This is a genomic window from Paenibacillus sp. FSL R10-2771 (genome assembly GCF_038000205.1).
Lineage (GTDB): Bacteria > Bacillota > Bacilli > Paenibacillales > Paenibacillaceae > Paenibacillus_AQ > Paenibacillus_AQ phytohabitans.
In genome coordinates this window covers 5,940,058-5,960,085 of sequence record NZ_JBBOBM010000001.1, presented here as the reverse complement: position 1 = coordinate 5,960,085, position 20,028 = coordinate 5,940,058, and the positions used below count along the sequence as shown (strand labels likewise).

Below are 20,028 nucleotides of genomic sequence, written 5' to 3'. Positions count from 1 at the left end.
TCTAATGGGTAAGTATGGCAGAATGAGGAGGGATATCTTGTACAAGGCAAGATCTATTGGATTCGCCGCGTTGACGGCCGGAATGTTAATGCTTGCAGCCTGCAACCCAGCGCCGGAAGCGGAGCCGGGGACCACATCCACACCGGAGCAGACTCAGACCTCTGCCCCGGCGACTACTGCGGCAGTATCATCACCATCTGCTTCTCCGGCACCGGCTGCAACGCCTGCTCCAAGTCCTGAGGGTACGGAACTGACTCCGGTAGCGGAAGACCCCGGGCCGCCGGAGGAAGGCACACCGCCTACAGCGCTGGAAGCGGCAACTACAGTAATGCGGGCGCTGAAGAGCGGGAATATGGAGACGCTCGCCTCGTGGGTACACCGGGACAGAGGGGTCCGCTTCTCCCCTTACGCTTATGTTGATGTTGATAAAGACATTGTGTTAAGCCAGGAAGAGCTGAAAGCTGCAATGCAAGATCCGGTAAAGCGTGAATGGCGTGAGTTCGCCGGTACCGGAGAGCTGATTAAGCTGACCTTTGCGGACTATTATAAGCGGTTTGTGTACGATGCGGATTTTTCCGGTAAATCTGAAGTTGCACTGAATCAGGGCTTGGGCCAAGGGACAACTCTAAATAATCTCAATGAGGTGTATCCCAAGGAGACCCATGACTTCGTAGAATATCATATCGCCGGTATCGATCCTTCCTTAGAGGGCATGGATTGGCGCAGCCTGCGGCTGGTCTTCGAGAAGAATGGTCAGGACCATATCCTTGTAGGGATCATTCATGATCAGTGGACACCTTAACGTAAGGACTGAAAGCGCCAGCCAGTTATTAGTAAAATCGCAAAAAGCCGCATCCCTTGGTTATCCCAACGGCGATGCGGCTTCTTTTGACGAATATGCGTTTATAAATTTCTCACTTACATCCCTGCGGAAGAAGCGGCAGCAGAAGCCGAACCTGTTACAGATTTGGCTACCGCTGTATACCCTTCAGGCAGGTAAGTCACCGCGGAGGCGGTAGAGATGACCTGCAGATTCATGGAACCGGCAGGCGGCGCAGTCACTTTGAAGTAGATCACTGCTGTTTGGTTAGCGCCGAATTCAATCCGCTCAATCGACAGGCCGTAACCTGAGGTAGGGAGATTCTCAACTGTGACAGTGGCTTTGTTTACACCAGTAGCCGCTTTTTCCAGTGTAACCGCTGCTTCATAGTCATTAACCGGAGCAGTGGCGCTGTCATCCGGAGTGATTACCTCTTTGGCGAATTTGGCTGCGTCATAGATTAGGACAGCGGCTTCCGCACGGGTAACCGGTTCATTCGGACGGAAGGTGTTGTTCTTCTCCAGCATGATCAGGCGGGTATTGACCAGAATCTGCAGACTGTTCATCTCCGCTGTAGACAGCTTGCCGCCATCCGTGATATTCGCATACATCAGCGTAACCGGGAAATTCCCTTTACTCTGCAGCGCCTGGGTCAGCAAATGAGCGAACTGGATCCGCGTCATTGCCGCGTTGGGGTCGATGGACTTGTCCAGAGACAATCCGCTCTGCTTGGCAGCCACGAATGCGGAGGCATACCATGCGTTATCTTTTACCTTGTCGAAGTAATCGCTGGCTTTGCTGCCGGTTGTATTCTGTGGGGACAGCTTAAGGCCGCTGACGATGAACTGCAGGCCTTGGGCGTAAGTCAGCTTGGATTTCGGTGCGAACATATCACTGGTAATTCCGTTAATGATGCCATTTTGATGGAGTGCATTGATTTTGGATTCGGCAGCATTGCCCTTCAGATCCGAAAAGGCAGAAGCCGATGCTCCGAATGATACTGTTGCTGCCAGAATGCTGCACGCTAGAGTGATTTTTGTAGCGCGCTTCTGGAATGATGATTTATTCTTCATTGTGCCTCACCTCTTATACTCTTAGATGGCCAAAGGGGCCGAAATGTTGCAGGCAGTTCTGTATAAGCTGAAAAAATTGTTGTTGGGCTGAGTAATGTGCGTCTGTCACCAAGTAACCTAATTGCAGAAGGCGCATTGTTGTTAGTATCAGCAGACCGCGGGGCCGTCATCCGGGAAAGTGCTTACCGATTGAACATTAGCGGCATTTGGCTGTACACTTGAAGTAGAATCAGTAAACGGATTCAAACACTATCAGGCATTCATACATTCGGCTTATGACAGGAGAACATAGATGATTCAGCAGCAGAGGGTTGAACGGATCAACGTGGGGATTTTTGCTCATGTAGATGCGGGGAAGACGACGACGACGGAGCATATATTATATGAGAGCGGGCGGATTCGCGCACTTGGCAGTGTCGACAGCGGAACGGCGTTGACGGATTCCATGGAGGTGGAGCGGCAGCGGGGGATTTCTGTGCGGGCGGCTCTGGCTTCATTTACGTGGCAAGGAGTGCAGATCAACTTGGTCGATACCCCGGGGCATGTGGATTTCCTGTCCGAGGTGGAGCGCAGCTTGCGGGTGATGGATTGTGCGGTATTGATCCTGTCAGCAGTGGAGGGCGTGCAGGCACAGAGTGAGATGATCTGGAATGCGCTGCGCAAGCTGGGAATTCCGACGCTCATCTTCGTGAATAAAATGGACCGGATCGGCGCTGATCCAGCCGCTGTGCTAACTCAGGCGCGGACCTATCTGTCCGGGGATATTGTGCCTGTGCAGCAGCCCTTATATAGGGAACGGGAATACATAGGGGCGGCGGATTTGTGGAGTGAAGGTGCGGACGCGGCGGCGCGGACAGAACTGCTGGAAGCGCTCGCGGAGCGGGACGAGGAACTGCTGGAGCTGTATATGGCGGGCGGTGCGGCAGAACTGGCGCAGTGGAAAAGAGAGCTGGCCGTTCGGACGGCCGCAGGAAGAATGTATCCGCTGGTGTATGGCGTAGCGGCCAAAGGTCTCGGTGTCACGGCGCTGCTCGATGCCATGACCCAGTATTTCCCCCGCGCGGGCGGGGATGCGGAGCAGCCGGTGTCCGGCATCGTGTACAGCATCCAGCGTGACAAAAGCATGGGCCGCATGGCCTTCGTGCGCCTCTATCAAGGAACTATCCGCAACCGGGACACGGTGATGAATTATACGCAGGAGGTTCAGGGCAAGGTGACGCAGATCCGCAAGGTCGAAGGCGGACGCACCGAGGATGTGGGGGCGCTGGAAGCGGGTGACATCGCTGTAGTCTATGGGCTGTCCGGCGTGCAGATCGGCGATGTACTGGGCCAACCGGAGGCCATTCCGCAGGAGGCGAAGCTTGCCGTGCCGCTGCTAACCGTACGTGTCTTCTGGGGAGCGGATGCCGACGATCATAAGGTGATTGCCGCATTTCAGGAGCTGGCCGACGAGGACCCGCTGCTGGATACCCAGTGGCTGCAGGAGGAGCGGGAGTTGCATATCAAGGTGATGGGGCCGATCCAGCTGGAGATTCTGGATAGTGTATTGCAGGAGCGATTCGGGCTGAAGGTTACCTTCGGCCAGCCGTCGGTGATCTACCGGGAAACGCCAAGCCGCGCAGGTGAAGGCTACGTTGCGTACCTGATGCCGAAGCCGTGCTGGGCGATTCTGAGGTTCCAGATAGAGCCGGGGCCGCCGGGCAGCGGCCTCGTCTATGAATCATTGGTGCGCAGCTCCGATCTGCTGCCGCAATACCAGAATGAGACGGCCCGCCGCGTGCCGGAGGCGCTGCAGCAGGGTCTGCGCGGGTGGGAGGTCACCGACCTCAAGATCACACTGGTGGAGGGGAACCACCATGTGTGGCATACCCATCCGCTGGATTTTGCCGTGGCTACGCCCATGGCCATCATGGATGGGCTGGCCCATACCGGCACCAGCCTTCTGGAGCCGATCCTGCAGGTGCGCATCGTCGTGCCTGAGGAGAACGGCGGCCGCGTGATGAACGACCTCGTGCAGATGCGCGGCATCTTCGAGCCGCCCGTGCTGCAGGGCGATCGGATGATCATCGAAGGCAGGCTGCCGCTGGCAACCTCGCTAGATTATCCTGTGACCTTAAGCTCCTACACGAAGGGGCGGAGCACGTTTACTTCCTTTTTTGCCGGCTATGAACCGTGTCCGCCGGACGTCACTGCCGAGCGTACCCGCCGGGGCGTGAATCCGCTGGATCAGGCGAAGTATATTCTGAGCGTGCGGAAGGCGCTGCAGGGGTAGGATGGGTAAAGAAATAGGCAGGGCATGAGAATCAGTAGCATAGTATAACGAGAGAAGCAGCAATGGAGAGGAGAGAACCGCATGTTCAGAAGCCTGAAGCGGCGAATCGACAATGCGAACCAAATGCAGCGAATGCGCAACGAGAATCCAGAGGAGTTCCGGCGGGCACTGGAGAAGCATACCCGTGAACAGCTAGCCGCTGATAACACTCCCCCGGTACAATCCGGACCAGCTATCCGAATTGCCCGCTGGTTTCTGTATTTGCTGACCGCGCTCATCCTACTGGTCATTTTCCTTGGTGTGCCCCAGGCGGATAACCCGATTTTTTCCCTGCTCAGCTTCGGCCTGCTGCTGTCTCTCCTGTATATGGCGGCTGGACTGGTCCATCCTTCTATCGTATTTTTCCGCAAAATCCGTTCCCGAATGTTTGCACTCGAACTGTTCGGGCTGATCAGCGGTTTGCTGATTCTTCTGATGACGGTTTTTCATACGTAGGAGGGAATTAGTTTCAATATAAAAAACCAATATTTTCGAACTGTGCATTACTGCTTTTTAATAATGAAACCTCCATTTGGAATAATTCGTATGTTTTATTGGGGGTGGCCATTATGAACCAAGAAAGCTTAACTTGTAAAGCTTGTGGAAGCACTACCTTTACTAAAGGTGAAGTGAACGCTGTGGATGCTAGAGTAATGCCGATTGGTAAAACATTTTCTTTTGGTTCTCCGGTTATTTACACATTCTGCAAAAAATGTGGGGAAGTAGCCTCAATTAGAATTAAAAATCCCGATAAATTTTGAACTCTAAAACGAGCTCCTTTAGAATCCGCTAGTAAGTGGTCTGCTTTTTACTGGCCTCCTCGTACTGCGTATTACTTAATCACTTTGTGTTAAATATATTTTAGATTTTGGTAATTTTGTTTTAGAGAGGAATGAATGAAGTGAAAATATCTGCCCGAGCAGGTTTTATCACTATGTCTTTAGTATTTGTAATAACCATCATAACAAAGAGCTTTCGAGTGATTTTTTCATCTTCAGTACTTGATAAATCACTAAATATTGTAGTAATTGTTCTTCTTTCTGGTTTTGTTGGCGCCTTTATAAGAGAATTGCTTCTTCCAAAAGAGAAATAGGTTACTATAGCTAGATGAAAGTAGTCCTTCGCAGTATGCGTCTACTGTTTAACATGGAATGCGTGAAATGAAAAACAGATCATGTCCCTGAATGCAGGCATGATCTGTTTTTCATTTGCTTGTAACCTTACAATAAGTCTTTATCAAGAATCACTCAACATCGGTTGCCGGCTGCAGCCAACGCGAACCCATTACAGGCTCTGCTGTAGCAGTGTAGCCTTCGGGCAGATAAGTGGAGACCGTCCCTTTGGTGATGACTTGCGGGTACATCATATCCGGATCGGGCAGGGTTATTTTGAAGTAGATCACTGCTTTGGTGGGACTGGTGAATTCGATGCGCTCTACCGCCAGGCCGTAGCCGGGATTAGGCAGATTATCGACGGTGATGGTGGCTTTATTGATGCCTTCAGCAGCTTTTTCCAGGACAACATTGGAAACGTAGTTATTAACCGGAACTGGTTCTGGTTCAGAAGGCTCAATTACTGTATCGTCTTGGTTGATGGCCCGTGCTGCAAACTCAGCGGCATCATGAACCATAACAGCAGCCTCGGAGCGGGTGATGATATCGGCCGGGCGGAATTTTCCGTTGTCCAGCGTAATAACCTTCGTGTTCAGCAGTATCTGCAGGCTGTTCATAACATCGGAAGAGAGCTTGTCGCCATCCTCGACCATGAAATACATTTTGGTAACCGGGAAATCACCCTTGCTCTGCAAGGCTTCGGTTAACAGATGAGCGAATTCTGCGCGGGTCAGGTTTGCGTTCGGATTGGCATTCTGTGCCAGAGTCAAACCGCTCTGCTTGGCGGTCAGGAATGAGGAGGCATACCAGGCATTGTCTTTTACATTGTCAAAAAAACTGCTGGCCGTGGAAGTGCTGCCCGTATCTGTCAGTGGCGTCAGCGCCAGCCCTTTGACGAGAAATTGAACGCCTTGCGCCAGGGTTACTTTAGCGTTGGGAGCAAAAAGATCGCTGGTTATACCGTTAATCACACCGGCGGCATGTAGCGCATTGATTTTGGTTTCGGCAGAATGTCCGTTCAGATCAGAAAAGGCAAAAGCGGATGCTCCAAACGACAAGCTGGCAGCCAGGATTCCGCACGCGATGCTCATTTTTTTTGCGCGCTTTATAATATTAGTTGTTCTCATTGTGCATCACCTCTACCTATTAAGATGGCTTTTAGGTGAGAAATGTTGCACCCGGCGAAGAAAAATTCCTGTATGCGTATGCATTGAGAGCAAAGAACTGAAATTATGAAAGTTGAAATGGGGGAAAGCTGTTTTTGTTGTTAGTGTAAAACTGTCGGGATCTTAATGTGGAAATATGAGGATATACTAATGTGGAAAAAAGGGAATGATGCTGTAGTAGGCCAATTACGAACTTTTCTGTTCTAAGGAATTATTGAAGATTATTTTGAGGTGACTCATTGGGTAGAAGAGTGTTGAGATTCATTCCATCTTTTAAGCCTTGCTTGTACATTAGCGTTTCTGAAATACTTTGGAGTAGAACGGTACTAGTCTCATAATGTTGTAGACGAAGTTGGCAGTCTTGGGGAAGCAAGGAAATCAACTCTACAAACAACTGATTGCATTCGTAAATTAAATGCTTATAGTCATCAGAATTAGATAGTATAGAACTTCCTATATACTCCATACGTATGGAAAGAAACTTGTTAAAGGCATGCTCCACATCTGTCATGTATGCTCCCCCGATAAAAAATATGATATAGCTAAAATTATAAGGTGACATCACTTAGATGTCAATGTGAATCTATGAACGTTATTTTCACAATGATAGAATAATGACATCACTTTTAGGGAGTACAAACATATGGCAACTGATAAAAGAGTATTTACTTTACGTTTAAAAGATGATAATTTCAACAAAATTAAATATATCGCAGATAAAAATAAGCGGTCTATTGCTATGCAGATCGAATACTTGATCGAGCAACACATAGCAGATTTTGAAAAAGAAAAAGGAAAGATTGGGACGGAAGAATAAAGCATGTTTGGAAGAAGTAATGGCCTCCAGAACTCACAATTTGGATGGTCATTTTTTATTTGCTTTTTGATATCCCGCCTATGAAATTCCTAGCTCCTTCGTACCTTAGAATTTGTCAGACACACAAGGCTCCACTAGGGCTGACATTCGTAACTTCCCTCACTATATGTAGACGCATTAACCCCCAAAAAAATCAGTACATATCCCGTAAGTGAGTATCGTACCCGGGGCAAATCATGTTAAAATAATAGAAATGTGTTGATCAAATCTACATGCAGCGGGTGAATGGTTTGAGATTAAGAGATTTCATGGGCCCCTCGGATACTTCCGCACAGCGGCAGGCCAAGTGGATCAAGCGTTTTTTGCGTACTTATTGGCTCGTAATTGCTCTGCATTTTGCTGCGCAGCTCTGGGCTTTTTTATTTCTTTCATACCCAATGGGCCCGCATGAATTTTATTATGATGTTCTGCTCTACCCGACGCTGCTGATGAGTGCGGTTGTCGGGGTGACCCAGTTCGTTGATGCGATTGCGCCGAAATATTCCTTTGTCCTGCTGTTTGTGTCCGGGACCATTATTGCCATGATGATTATCCATCTGAATATGGATATCCGGATTATCGGGGCGCTGATGCTGCTGCCGATTTTTGCTTCGGCGATCTTTTTCCGGCTGGATCTGACCTTATTTACGTCTGCCCTGCAGGCGGCTGCGTTCTTCATTCTCTACCGTTGGGATTACTGGTTCAAATATTATCTGAATGATTTCGATCTGATTGCCATTCCGCTATTTCTGCTGGTGGGCACGCTGGTAGCCAGCATTATTATTATTAACGGGCGGGAGCTGGCGAGTGATCTGGAAGCGACACTGACGGCCAAGCAGAATCTGATGATCGAGAACGCGGTGATCCGCAAGCTGTCCACTACGGATGCGCTGACCGGCCTGTACAATCATATCTCCTTCCACGAGTTCTACGACAAAGCGCTGGAGTACGGGAATCAAGGTGCGCCGTTTCATCTGGCTTTGATTGATATTGACAATTTCAAGCGGATTAACGATAAATACGGCCACCGTACCGGTGATGCAGTGCTGGCGCGGGTCGCCAAGGTGATTAAAGATAATATCACTCCAACGGATATTGCCTCACGTTATGGGGGCGAGGAATTTGCGGTTCTTTTTTTTGAGAAGACCTATGAAGAAGCCTACGAGCTGGCAGACAGGGTACGTCAGCAACTGTCGGAGACTCTACATGAAGAGTTGGAGAATACTGCAGTGACCGTCAGTATCGGACTCAAAAGCTACTCCGAAGGAGCCACCAAAGAACAGTTGTTTGAGGAAGTGGATGAACTGCTCTATACTGCCAAAAAATCCGGCAAAAACACAACATTGACTCCGCTTCAGCAGACCCGGCATTTGCAGTCTGTCTAAATGCTAGTCCGGCAGATTTCCTTCATCCTCCGCAGCCTTCTTGCGCGCCCGGAACCGTCTGACCTTCATCAGGTTCCCGCAGAGCTTGTCGTCGCAGTAGCGCTTCGAGCGGTTGCGGGTATCGTCGTAATAGACCCAGAGACAATCGGGATTTCCGCAAATCCGGAAACGTGAGGCTTCCTTCTCCAGTAGTGCTTCGGCAAAAGAAGCCGCTATCTCCGCCATAATCTGCTCCCAGTCTGCACGCTGGGGAAGCAATGAAATCCCGGCTTCGCCGCCGGTACCCCAGACTACTTTCCGCAGAACAGGCCCGTTACCCATATATTGATTCAGCTGTTCCAGCAGAGCGCTTTCCGTAGGTTGTCCCTGCACCAGCCGTTGTACCTCGTCCCATAATAATCCGCGCAGCTGCTTCAGCCGCTCCAGTTCTACCGGCAGAATCGGTCCTGCCGCAGGTAATTTCTGTGCCGCCAGCCATTCTGCCAGCCACTCCGGTTCATCCAGCCTATCCCGGTCCTTGCTCCGGTCGCCTGTCCGCCAATTCCGCCAGTAGCTGTTAATGAAATCCTCCCACAGCAAGCTGCATCTTTCCTTTCACCACGATGTTTCCTTTGATTGTAACAGTTAAAAATAAGTTTTGCTAGTTACTTGAAGCGCTCCGGCAAATATGCTACATTTCTAATGTAACCGTTATTTGGGTTGTTTAATCGTTACCAAAGTCAGAGAAGAGGATGTTCCATATAACTTTAGGAGGGTGAAATATGCAAAATAAGATTAGCGATGTTCTGGTGGAGAACTGGGATTATGTGATGGATGTTGAGGATTGGCAGCCGCCGCTTAAAGACGCGCTTGAAGGGGTGACTAGTGAACAGGCAAGCTGGAAGCCGGAGGGGGCAGCGGGCAATTCCATCTGGGAGACCGTCAATCATCTGACTTATTATAAGGAACTTCTGCTGCGCAAGCTTAAGGGCCTGGAGAAATTGCCTGATCTTGAGAGCAATGATGCTACGTTTACGGTAACGGAGAGCGGGGAAGAGGCGTGGAACCAGGCAGTTGCGAAGCTGAAGTCCGTTCATGCCTCTTTGCGGGAGATTATTGTGGCCCTGGAGGAAGGTGCTTATGAATGGGGCGGCTCCGGACATGCACCGGGCGAAGAAGTAATGAGTCTGATTCTGCATGATTCCTATCATACAGGACAGATCGTACTGGTCCGTAAGCTGCAGGGCTCCTGGCCGGGCCAACGCAGCTTTGACTAAAAGCTGATTTCCTGTAGAAACGGACGCTGTCCCTTAGGGCGGTGCCCGTTTCTTTTTGTTTCAGTCTGAAATACGGGGGTTAATGGATGACATACAGCTAACGAACCGAGAGGAGAGATTGAAGATGGAACCGAATACCAAGGACAGAAGTGTTGAAGTAGAACGGACAGAGGTGCACAAGAAATCGGATTCCAGTCTCGTCGCATCCACCTTTATTAAATATGCCGCATATATCATCATCATTTTTGGACTGCTGTTCTTCCTGGTGAAGTATGTATTCCCGATGTTCTAAGCAACAGAATCCGGCTTGGATATATATGTTAAAGGGAGTGCCCCACAGCCATGATTTCTACGGCTGCGCGGTCACTCCCTTTTGGCGCTTACGGATATAATGCGGAATAATACTTATACGTCTTTGGTGATGAATTCACGGGTTTCGGCAGAATTCCGGTAAAAGAACCAGCATTCATTCAGCAGTTTGATCTGACGGCGGTCTTTCTTGAAATAAGCCTTCATGAGCTGTTGGCAAAGCCACTGCGGCAAGGGTACCCCTCCTCTGGCATGCATCCTATGTACAGATAGCATATGGGGAAGGCCGCCCAAAGGTGCGGCAGCAGCATTCATTTACATGTGGCAATTAGCCGTACAGCTCCATCCCTACAACTGCCAGCTACTGCACACTTTCCTCTTCCTCTTCATACCATTGCTCAAGCTGGGCCTGCAGCGCGCGGATTTCCGTTAATAGCGAGATCAGCGGATACTCAGTCTCTTGTATAGAGGCAAAAGCATTTTCCAGACGGTTGATATATGCCAGCCCGGACTCCAGGTGATGCTCCTCACGCAGCAGCTCCAGGGAATCGCACTCGGCAATCGCCCGCGGCAGACCGGGTACATTCTCCGCAGTCAGCTTGTCAATTTCTTTATTCAGGCGAAGATTGAGGGCGCTCAGCTGGTAAGCATACTCCTCCGGCATCTCCACGAACTGCAGTTCCTGATCCTGCTGCAAAATTACATACCGCATTTTCGGCATAACTCATTCTCCCTCCGGACTTGTCTTCCTTCTTGACAGTGTAGCCTATGGGCAAGTTACAATTCAAGTAGAGATCTTATTTCCTTAGGGAGAGGAGCCGTGAAGGAGCGCTATGATAAGTATGAGTAACGAAGAGCTGCAGCAGTGGATCGAGCAGGTGTCACTGAACAGCTTCGGCGTGCCTTTCCGGCATACAGCCAGCTTTAACAGCAGACTTACGACAACGGGCGGACGATATTTTACCAAAAGCCATAATATAGAGATCAATCCCCAGCAGCTTGCCATCCACGGCCGGGAGGAGACGGAGAAAATCATCAAGCATGAGCTCTGCCATTACCATCTGCATCTGGCGAAGCGGGGATATATGCACCGGGATGCCGATTTCAAAACACTGCTCGCCCGGGTCGGGGGCAGCCGCTACTGCCAGACACTGCCGGGAGCCAAGGCGAGGAAGCCGCAGCCTTACCGGTACAAGCTGGTGTGCGTGGCCTGTGCCACCGAATATCTGCGCAAACGCAGAGCCGATCCGAAGCGTTACCGCTGCGGGAAATGTTCGGGCAAGCTGAAGCTGGTCACCCTGGAGGCAGGTGCGGGTCCGGCTACTTAATATTTAATCACCAGGCCCAGCAGTCCGGCGAAAGAAGCCGCCTGCTCCGCAGAGATTACACAGCCGTCCAGGTCCTGGAGGTCCACCACGAGGCCGGTGAACTCGCAATCGCTCAGATCGATATCCTTCAGCTTGCACCCGGCCAGTGTGGCCTGATCCAGATTGCATTCCGAGAAATAGAGGCCGCTTAAGGTGGACTGATAATAATCGGCGCTGATCAGCGAGCTGCGCTCGAAGGAGGCTCCTTTGAAATTAGCAAACCGGAACACCGCGAACTCCCCGATGCACCCGGTCACCGATACATTTTGAAGCCTCGCTCTCGTGAAGTCCGTGCCAATCAAACGGCAATCCCTGAATTCTGTCCTATGCATGAAGGCATCGCTGAAATCGACATTGGACAGGTCACAATGATCGAAGATGACATCGGTTAGCTCAATGCCGTGCAGAGAGGATTCAGTGATCGTTACATTTTTGAAAATAACCTTATCAAAGGACACTCTGGCAGCATCCTGGTATTCAATTAGCGCTCCGGAAATGAGACAGCGGCTGAATTCGTCCTTGGAAGACAGAGAGTGAATCTGCTGCGGCAGCAATAGCTCCGGTTCCGGGATTCGGGGTTGTTCGATCTTGTTATTCATGAATGCCTCCGTAGAATTAGTTCCATCCGTTCAAGTATGGACAACTTGGCGGCTGAATGAGTTAACTATCCTGCGAACCGGGGCTTTTGTCAATTACAGCGGCTACAGCCCGCCTTAAGCATGTACGTACAAATACACCTGTGGATGGATAAAATCACACATCGTTTTGTAAGCGTTACCAAACTAAGATGAAAAAGAAGTCCATTTTAGTTAGAGGGGGCGCACTTATGAAACGATTCAGGTCCGTGGTCGCGGGACTGCTGGCGCTGTTGCTTATTTTTCCGAACCTGTCTCTGGCGGGAACAGGAGGTTCCGTCCATGCAGAGGGTGTCCTGGGAACAGGCGCAGCGCAAATTCCAGCGGGTACTGTTCTGATTAAGAACAAGTGGAAGAGCAATTTTTTGTATGAGACAAGCGAAGGCGTTGTCCGCTACGGAATGACTAACCCGGCGGATACCTCTTCCCATTGGAATGTGGTCACGGAGGGCGGCTTATCACGGATTCAGAATGTGAAGACCGGCCACTTCATTACGCTTGAAGGCAATGCGGGCAAAGAGGATTCACTCAAGGCAGCTGCTGCCCCGGGCGGGGGGAGCACCGCTGACCAATGGCTGATAGATACTTCAAACAGAGCCGGCTATATGGTCATCCGCAGTGCGACGGCTCAGGAGAGCAAGCTGGTCATCCATGAGGAGAATCAGCTGGGTTATGCCCAGGCCAGTGCGGATATCAACATTACGTTTGAGAGTCCGCAGTGGGCTTTTGTGAGTCTGAATGCAGCGCCTGTCCGGATCGAAAGTGTGATGCGCCCGGGCAACGTCATGTTTGAGAATGAGGGGAAGGTACAGCACGGTGCACAGCCGCTCAGTAATGAGGCAGCACAGTGGTTTCTGGAACCGGGTACAGATTCCGGGACACTGTTGATCCGCAACCGGGCGACCGGACACTACATCAAGCAGAATGAAGAGCATTGGTATGGGGTCTTCTCGGCTGAGATTGATCCGGCCAAAGCAAATCTGAGTGAGTGGGTCCAAGAGCCGGCACCGGGCACCCCGGAGGCAGGGCTTGTAACCTTCCGCAATCAGGGTCTGACCGACGGCGGGAATTCATTATGGCTCAATCCCCAGTATGACGGTGACAGCGATGTGCGCTCCAACAATTGGCCGGGCTGGGGAGGCAATCCAAGTGCGCAGTGGCGGATCGTCACGGTTAGCGAGCTGCAGCCGGTGCGGATTGCCACCTATACCGATGCGCAAGTAGCAACCGATTTCCTGTATGAAGCTGCAGGCGGCGAGCTCCAGCATGGGGTTATCGCCCCGGATGCAGCAGATGAGAGTCAATACCTGTGGTACGCCGAGGACTATGACGGCCATAAACGCATCCGCAATGCAGCCACCGGACATTATCTTAACTATGCGGATGGTGCCGCTGCTGCCGTGACGATGAATAGTAGTCTGCCTTCCGATCAGTGGGATTTCAATGAATCGGATGATTATGATGACTACCAGACGATTGAGAATGTAGGGGCTCCGGGAAACTATCTGTCCCTGATGGGAGGCGGACATGCCGGCGCAGGCTCTGATGCAAGCTCGCTGTCTGCCCAGTGGCAGCTGCTTGACCCGGACATCCCGACAGACGGCTCCCTTCATTATTACCGGATTCAGAATACCTGGCAGTCCTTCTACTGGTATGAGAGCAGCGACGGTGTGCTGAAATACGGCAATATGCAGGAGGACGGGTCAGACCAGTGGCTGATTGAGAAGTACAACGGCCGCAAGCTTTTTCAGAATAAAAAAACAGGCCACTACATGAATGTAGCGCAGATGCCGGATGGTCATATTTCAGTGGCTCCGCTTGACGGTAAGGATAATGTGGATCCGGCGTACATCTGGACCGGCAGAAATACCGGCGACAGCACCTATGTGATCGCGAGTGTGCTGGATAAGGAGCCGAACAAGCGTCCGCTGAAGTATATTTCTTTGCAGAATCTGACCAAATATGCCGAGTATGGGGTGATCAATCCAGATTGGGGCAGTCCCAAGTGGAAGTTCGTACCCGTAACCGAGAAGAAACATGATTTGTTCCGCTTCAAGCTGGATGGAGTGAACGGGGCCGATCAGTATCTTAAGGATGATGCTGTTCCTGCTCCTGTGCTGAAGGTTACACTTCCGGTTAATGACGGTACAGTTACAGCGGATGTGTATGATCCGCAGGATCAGGCTGGCGGAGACTTGGAGGATATAGCGGAGAAGGCTGCTAAAGAGGAAGAGGCATTGCTCGCTCTGGATGCAGGTGATACTGCAACTGCTGGTGCGGGTGGCGGTGGCGGTGCTGCTGATCCCACAGTCGGTCAGGCTACGTACGGAGAGCTTATTCCCGGAGACGATTCCTTCGTCTGGCAGCTGATCGATATCCCCGGCAGTAACGGTGCGGTCAAGCTGAAGAATCGAGGCACCGGAAGGTACATTTCCCTGGAGAGTCTGGCAGCGGTCATTGAACAGGAAGAGCCCGCGGGCCCCGTCCGGACGGAGCAGACGGTATATGACGTCTGGGCAAGCATCAGATGGATAGTTGATATGCAGGAATCAGGACGTACTACCTTCAAAAGTGCCTGGGCAGGCCATTACCTGTATGGCGCCGCTGATGATAACGGCTATCCGGTAATCCGGATTAGCAAGGCTGCGGATGCTGCCGTCAGGGACAGTGTGCAGTTTACTGCTGAGCCTGTTTTCGAACCGGTACCGCCGCTTCCAGTCGCCCCTGTCCGGTTCAAAAATGCAGGCACCGGAGATTACCTGTATGAGAACAAACACGGAGTTGTGCTGTACGGCCAGCCTGCTTCAGATAATGGTTACTCGCACTGGAGTATCGTTACGGATGCAGGGCAGCAATATATCGTGAATCGTGCCACGGGCCATTATATTACTCTAAACAGTGATTACTCATTCCTGGAGAGTACCGGCGGTGATCCGGCGGATACCGGCGCTTCAGCATGGGATGTCAGTCTCGCTGCAGATGCCAAGCATTACACCATCCGCAGTCTCTACGGTGAATATAACGATGAGTACATCAACTTGCAGAATAAGACGGGATATGCTGAGCGCGCATTGCTGCTGGACACTGAGGCGTCATTGCAATGGACACTCGAAGCTGCACCGCAAGAATTCAACATGCCGGAAGGCGAAGCCGGAAACACGGATACGGCTACACCGGTCCAGAACGACACGAATATCATTACCATCGCACCGCAAGGAATGGACGGCACGATAGTGGCGGAAAAGGACGGCAAGCTGGTTTATGCTGATGCTTCCGGAGGTCCGGCCCAGGCGCAATGGCTGGTGCAGGATTTCAATGGCCGGAACCGGGTGATGAATGTCCAGACGGGCCATTATCTTGCGCGCGATCAGGAGGGCGCTGTTGTCCTTGTGGATTCCGATGACAAGGAAGACGCACAGTGGAGTATCCAGGATAAGCTGGGATACCGGCTGCTGTTAAGTGCGGATAAGCAATCTGCGCTTATTTATGGGGACGCAGGAGTTCAGCTGGGGGCGGATGCAGCGCAGGACGCTCTGTGGAACTTTGTTCCTGTACCTCAAGATGCTGTGTATGCCGGGCAAGAGGCATTCCATGGGGATGGGGTGCTGCGGTTTGCCGTGAATGCTGATGTAGCGGAGGAATACGACGTTGTGCTCCGTTACCGGAATGCTTCCGCCGCTGCGGCTGAGCTGGAGACCCTGGTCAATGGTCTTAAGCAGGGCGATGTAAGCCTTGCTGCCAGAGCCTCCGCTTCCGTATGGCAGACGGCTGAGCTTACGCTTGACCTGCGGACAGGAATCAATACGGTTTCATTCAGTAACGCAGAAGCGTCATCGAGCGGGATCACAATCGATAGCCTGACTGTCAAAGATAGCATCAATAAAACCTACCGCGGAGCTACGCTTCCTTATATCAGCTATGAAGCGGAGGATGCCGTTACGAATGGAACGCTGGTCACGCCTTCACGGAAATACCGCAGTCTGGCTTCGGAGGCTTCAGGACGCGAAGCAGTCATCCTGAAAAACACCGGCGAGTATGTGGAGTTTACGCTGGCCAAACCTGCGAATTCAATCGTACTCCGTTATTCCATACCGGACAGTCCGGATGGGGCGGGAGCAGAGGAAACCTTGTCGCTCTTCGTGAATGGGGAACGCCGGGTGCTTAATCTCACGTCAAAATACGCCTGGGAATACGGCAGCTACCCATGGTCGAATGACCCGCGTCAAGGCAGCGGACACCGCTTCTATGACGAGATTCATGCGCTGATCGGTGAGGCTCCGGCAGGAGCAGTAATCCGCCTTGAGAAAAGCGCGGATGATCATGCCGCCTCTTATGTAATCGATCTGGCGGATATGGAGCAGGTTGCACCTGCGCTGGCTCAGCCTGAGGGCTTCCTGTCTGTCACTGATTTTGGAGCCATTGCCGGGGATGATGGCGATGATACTGCTGCATTTAAGGCTGCACTTGCCGTAGCCGAAGCTCAGGATGCAGGCGTCTGGTTCCCGGAAGGCAGCTTCAATGTCGGCAGCGGACTGCTGGATCTGGACGATGCGGAGATCCGCGGCGCAGGCATGTGGTACACGACGCTGAACGGCGCCAAGTTCTACGGCCACGGCGGCAAGACCGGCGTATACGATCTGCTGATTGAGGGCGGCATTAACGTGCGTGACGATGAGGCGGTTACGAATGCTTTTCACGGCGCCTTCGGTCAAGGTTCGGTCATTCAGAATGTATGGATTGAGCATACCAAAGCAGGCTTATGGCTGACCCAGCCCAAAGGTGAGAAAGCGCGCACCAATGGCCTCTATATGGCCGGGCTGCGTATCCGCAACCTGATGGCGGACGGGATCAACTTCGCTGTAGGTACAGGGAACAGCATGATGGAGCAGAGCGATATCCGCTATCCGGGCGATGATGGTATCGCCATGTGGTCCTTCACCGATGCCGGGCTGAATGATGTCAACGGCAGCGAGCGGACGCCAAGCTTTAATAATACGGTACGCTTTAACAATGTATCTCTGCCGTGGCTGGCTGATAATATCGTCGTGTTCGGCGGCAAGGATAATAAGATCCAGGACAATATTGTGAAGGACACGGTGACGAACGGAGCGGGGATTGCTGTATCCACACGCTTCAGCGCAGAGCCGTTCCAGGGCACGACCGTTGTGGAGCGGAACACCCTGCTGCGTACCGGCAGTTATGATTCCGGCTATGGTGTGAATCTGGGGGCAATATGGCTCTATACCGGGGAAAATAACATCAACAGCAATGTGCTAATCCGCAATAACATTGCGCTGGACAGCACCTATTCCGGGCTCATCGTCCACGGTAATCTGAATATGGACGGAATCACCCTAACAGATAACGTGATCGATGGAGCAGGCACTAACGGAGTAGAGATTACGAAGGAGATGAGAGGCAGTCTGCTGGCTGATAACCTGATTATCCGCGGGGAGCGGATGAATCTGGTGGCGAACACCTCGTCAACATTTACGGTTCTGGAGAAGAATCAAGGTATCGCAAGCAGCGTCAAGCCATTCTCGATCAAGCTTGGGGATGGACAGACCGGACCTGTGGTATTAAAAGAGGGAACCAGCTCCAAGCTGCAGGTACTGGATCAGAAAGGTACAGATATCACTGCACAGGCAGTCATCAGTATTGCAGGCAGCAGCCTTGCCACTGTGGAAGAAGGGAAGCTGCAGGCAGTTGCTAAAGGGAACACTACCTTTACCGTGTCCGCCCTTGGCAGCACAAGAGTGTATGATCTTGTGATATCGGCTGCTGACCCTGTCGACCCGGTTGACCCTGTCGATCCGGTTGACCCAGTTGACCCGGTGGACCCGGTAGACCCTGTCGATCCGGGAACTCCAAGTCCGAATCCGACTGCGGCTCCAAGTCCGACTCCAAGTCCGACGGCGGCTCCGAGTCCGAATGCGAACCCGAACCCGCAGGCAACTCCTGCGGCTACCCCGGCGTCCGTGATTGTGCCTGCGGCTAATAACGATGCGCAGCTCAAGAGTATTGCCGCCGGGCAGAAGGTAATTGAAGTGGCGGCTAATGCAGAGGGTTCCGCACGCTTCAGCGGGACTGCCTTGCGGGCAGCGGCAGCGGCGAGTCCAGACGCTGTACTGGTGGTGCGGAGCGGGGACGCGTCCTACCGTCTCCCGCTGTCCCTGGCGGACAGCGTTCTGAAGGGCGCGAAGCTGCCTGATGGAACGCTGGAGTTCAAGCTCGCGCCGCAGACAGGCGCGGAGCTTGCGGGGCTGCTTGCCGCTGCAGGCAAGCAGAACTATAAGGTGAAGGGAACGCCGGCAGGCTTCACCTTGAATGTTACGGACGGCAAGACCTCATTGCCGGCCGGAAGCTTCGGCACTGTACATGTCGAGCGTACATTCACCATTAACGAAGTAATGGACGTCAAGACAGCAGTGGCGCTGGTCTATAATGCCAAGGACGGAACCTTCCGTTACGTTCCGGCAGTATTCGAATCCGGGGCAGGTGTGACCCGGGTTACCGTTAAGAGCAGCTTGGCCGGAGGTATAATGGCCGTTGCCGTGAATCCGGCAAGCTTCGGCGATATCTACGCTCACTGGGCCAAGGATGAGATCAATCTGCTGGCCAGCAGATTGATTGTGAACGGCCAGTCGGCCGGTGTCTTTGCGCCGCAGCGTACCGTCAGCCGGGCGGAATTCGCGTCCATGCTGGTCCGCTCGCTTGGCCTGCAGCCGGCTGCGCTGCCGGCTGCAGCCGTCGCTTTCCGCGATGTGCCGGCCAGCTCCTGGTACGCCGCTGACGCGGAGACCGCCGTATTGTTGGGGCTGGTTCAAGGCTACGCGGACGGTTCCTTCCGTCCGGATGCGATGATCACCAGAGAGCAGATGGCGGTCATGGCCGCCAGAGCCTGGAAGCTGCTTCACGCCAATGCAGCAATTAATGAAGCAGCTTCTGCGTCAGCACTGCCGGGGCCAGGCACATTTAAGGATGCTGCCAGTATCTCTGCTTGGGCTAAGGAAGCTGTAGACACATTAACCGCCACCGGCATTATGAACGGCCAATTCGCCGGATACTTTGCGCCGGACAGCAACACCAGCCGTGCAGAAACCGCCATTATTCTGACCCGCCTGCTCCGTGCGGGCAAGCTGCTGAACGAGTAGCCGCTAGTCGTTACGGCTTAACGAACAACCTACAAGCCGCCGCAAAGGAACGCGGGATTTCCCCCGTCTTCCTTTGCGGCGGCTTATTTTTATCTAGGCCAGGAGGCCGTGTTTTTTAACTCGCTCGAAGTGGACTAAAGAGGAAATAGACTAAAGCAGGAAGTGGACTAAAGAGGAAATACAACGCAGAAGTGTCTTTGAATTAGCTGAAAGTTGGCAGAATGGAGTGAAGGAAAGGAGACGACGAAGTATCCTAAGTATCGCTCAAAGTTGCCAGATTGGAGGGACGGAGGCGCAGACGTGTCTTTGATATCGCTCAAAGTTGGCAGTTTGGAGGAACGGAGACGCAGAATTGTGTTTGAATAAGCTGAAGTCAACAGAATGGAGAAAAGGAGAGACGCAGAAGTGTGTTTAATATCGCCCGAAGCCGGCAGATTGGTGGGACAGAGAGGTGCGAGACGGCTGAAATCTTGCAGGAAATACAACAATGTATGGTTCAAAACTACCTACTTACCAGAAATCCTGCAGGAAATACAACAATGTATGGTTCAAAACTACCTACTTACCAGAAATCCTGCAGAAAA

General features: G+C 52.1%; 18 protein-coding genes. 11 read left to right on the top strand and 7 right to left on the bottom strand.

The genetic code is table 11. The features are described from left to right. Positions 1 to 37: 37 nt before the first annotated feature. A complete protein-coding gene (locus NSU14_RS25690; protein WP_340947726.1) occupies positions 38 to 802 on the top strand; it encodes a hypothetical protein in 765 nt (254 codons plus the stop codon). Between the two features lie 116 nt (positions 803 to 918). Here NSU14_RS25690 and NSU14_RS25685 read toward each other — a convergent pair whose 3' ends face one another. Further along, on the bottom strand, positions 919 to 1,893 hold the full coding sequence (locus NSU14_RS25685; RefSeq protein WP_336101717.1) for an S-layer homology domain-containing protein: 975 nt from the start codon (positions 1,891 to 1,893) through the stop codon (positions 919 to 921). A gap of 292 nt (positions 1,894 to 2,185) precedes the next feature. Here NSU14_RS25685 and NSU14_RS25680 point away from each other — a divergent pair, with 292 nt between their 5' ends. From NSU14_RS25680 to NSU14_RS25665, 4 genes are all read left to right on the top strand, one after another. Next, on the top strand, positions 2,186 to 4,165 hold the full coding sequence (locus NSU14_RS25680) for a translation factor GTPase family protein (RefSeq protein ID WP_340947724.1): 1,980 nt from the start codon (positions 2,186 to 2,188) through the stop codon (positions 4,163 to 4,165). A gap of 81 nt (positions 4,166 to 4,246) precedes the next feature. After that, positions 4,247 to 4,660, top strand: coding sequence for a hypothetical protein (locus NSU14_RS25675; protein WP_336101719.1), 414 nt, complete (start codon positions 4,247 to 4,249; stop codon positions 4,658 to 4,660). Positions 4,661 to 4,773: 113 nt separating this feature from the next. After that, on the top strand, positions 4,774 to 4,965 hold the full coding sequence (locus NSU14_RS25670; protein WP_156118546.1) for a hypothetical protein: 192 nt from the start codon (positions 4,774 to 4,776) through the stop codon (positions 4,963 to 4,965). Positions 4,966 to 5,138: 173 nt separating this feature from the next. Beyond that, positions 5,139 to 5,297 (top strand): hypothetical protein, encoded by a 159-nt coding sequence (locus NSU14_RS25665; protein ID WP_340947721.1) that lies wholly within the window; start codon positions 5,139 to 5,141, stop codon positions 5,295 to 5,297. Between the two features lie 150 nt (positions 5,298 to 5,447). Here the strand turns inward: NSU14_RS25665 and NSU14_RS25660 are convergent, their stop codons facing one another. Continuing rightward, on the bottom strand, positions 5,448 to 6,407 hold the full coding sequence (locus NSU14_RS25660) for an S-layer homology domain-containing protein (protein WP_179093397.1): 960 nt from the start codon (positions 6,405 to 6,407) through the stop codon (positions 5,448 to 5,450). A gap of 286 nt (positions 6,408 to 6,693) precedes the next feature. Continuing rightward, complete coding sequence (locus tag NSU14_RS25655) at positions 6,694 to 6,993, bottom strand: hypothetical protein (RefSeq protein WP_042134234.1); 300 nt, start codon at positions 6,991 to 6,993, stop codon at positions 6,694 to 6,696. A gap of 132 nt (positions 6,994 to 7,125) precedes the next feature. On the opposite strand from NSU14_RS25655, the gene NSU14_RS25650 reads away from it, so the two are divergent. Continuing rightward, the gene (locus NSU14_RS25650) at positions 7,126 to 7,299 is read left to right on the top strand and encodes a hypothetical protein (protein WP_042134236.1); all 174 of its coding nucleotides are present in this window, start codon (positions 7,126 to 7,128) and stop codon (positions 7,297 to 7,299) included. A gap of 290 nt (positions 7,300 to 7,589) precedes the next feature. After that, positions 7,590 to 8,723, top strand: a complete 1,134-nt coding sequence (locus NSU14_RS25645; protein WP_256703727.1) for a GGDEF domain-containing protein — start codon at positions 7,590 to 7,592, stop codon at positions 8,721 to 8,723. Positions 8,724 to 8,726: 3 nt separating this feature from the next. Here NSU14_RS25645 and NSU14_RS25640 read toward each other — a convergent pair whose 3' ends face one another. Further along, positions 8,727 to 9,302, bottom strand: coding sequence for a CGNR zinc finger domain-containing protein (locus tag NSU14_RS25640; protein WP_076242345.1), 576 nt, complete (start codon positions 9,300 to 9,302; stop codon positions 8,727 to 8,729). Positions 9,303 to 9,484: 182 nt separating this feature from the next. Here NSU14_RS25640 and NSU14_RS25635 point away from each other — a divergent pair, with 182 nt between their 5' ends. Both NSU14_RS25635 and NSU14_RS25630 read left to right on the top strand, forming a co-directional pair. Then, positions 9,485 to 9,979: a DinB family protein gene (locus NSU14_RS25635; RefSeq protein ID WP_340947720.1), complete on the top strand. Its 495-nt coding sequence runs from the start codon at positions 9,485 to 9,487 to the stop codon at positions 9,977 to 9,979. Between the two features lie 124 nt (positions 9,980 to 10,103). Further along, positions 10,104 to 10,271, top strand: coding sequence for a hypothetical protein (locus NSU14_RS25630; protein ID WP_179093398.1), 168 nt, complete (start codon positions 10,104 to 10,106; stop codon positions 10,269 to 10,271). A 113-nt stretch (positions 10,272 to 10,384) separates the two neighbouring features. Here NSU14_RS25630 and cmpA read toward each other — a convergent pair whose 3' ends face one another. Both cmpA and NSU14_RS25620 read right to left on the bottom strand, forming a co-directional pair. Further along, on the bottom strand, positions 10,385 to 10,522 hold the full coding sequence (cmpA, locus tag NSU14_RS25625) for a cortex morphogenetic protein CmpA (protein WP_099052445.1): 138 nt from the start codon (positions 10,520 to 10,522) through the stop codon (positions 10,385 to 10,387). Positions 10,523 to 10,649: 127 nt separating this feature from the next. Then, positions 10,650 to 11,009: a hypothetical protein gene (locus tag NSU14_RS25620; protein WP_039296308.1), complete on the bottom strand. Its 360-nt coding sequence runs from the start codon at positions 11,007 to 11,009 to the stop codon at positions 10,650 to 10,652. 121 nt (positions 11,010 to 11,130) lie between these two features. Here NSU14_RS25620 and NSU14_RS25615 point away from each other — a divergent pair, with 121 nt between their 5' ends. Beyond that, a complete protein-coding gene (locus NSU14_RS25615) occupies positions 11,131 to 11,616 on the top strand; it encodes a SprT family protein (RefSeq protein WP_081969846.1) in 486 nt (161 codons plus the stop codon). Here the strand turns inward: NSU14_RS25615 and NSU14_RS25610 are convergent. After that, the gene (locus NSU14_RS25610) at positions 11,613 to 12,254 is read right to left on the bottom strand and encodes a pentapeptide repeat-containing protein (protein WP_042134244.1); all 642 of its coding nucleotides are present in this window, start codon (positions 12,252 to 12,254) and stop codon (positions 11,613 to 11,615) included. The two genes, NSU14_RS25615 and NSU14_RS25610, sit on opposite strands and share 4 nt — an antisense overlap. Positions 12,255 to 12,481: 227 nt before the next feature. On the opposite strand from NSU14_RS25610, the gene NSU14_RS25605 reads away from it, so the two are divergent. Next, positions 12,482 to 19,444 (top strand): S-layer homology domain-containing protein, encoded by a 6,963-nt coding sequence (locus tag NSU14_RS25605; protein WP_340947719.1) that lies wholly within the window; start codon positions 12,482 to 12,484, stop codon positions 19,442 to 19,444. Positions 19,445 to 20,028: the final 584 nt, after the last annotated feature.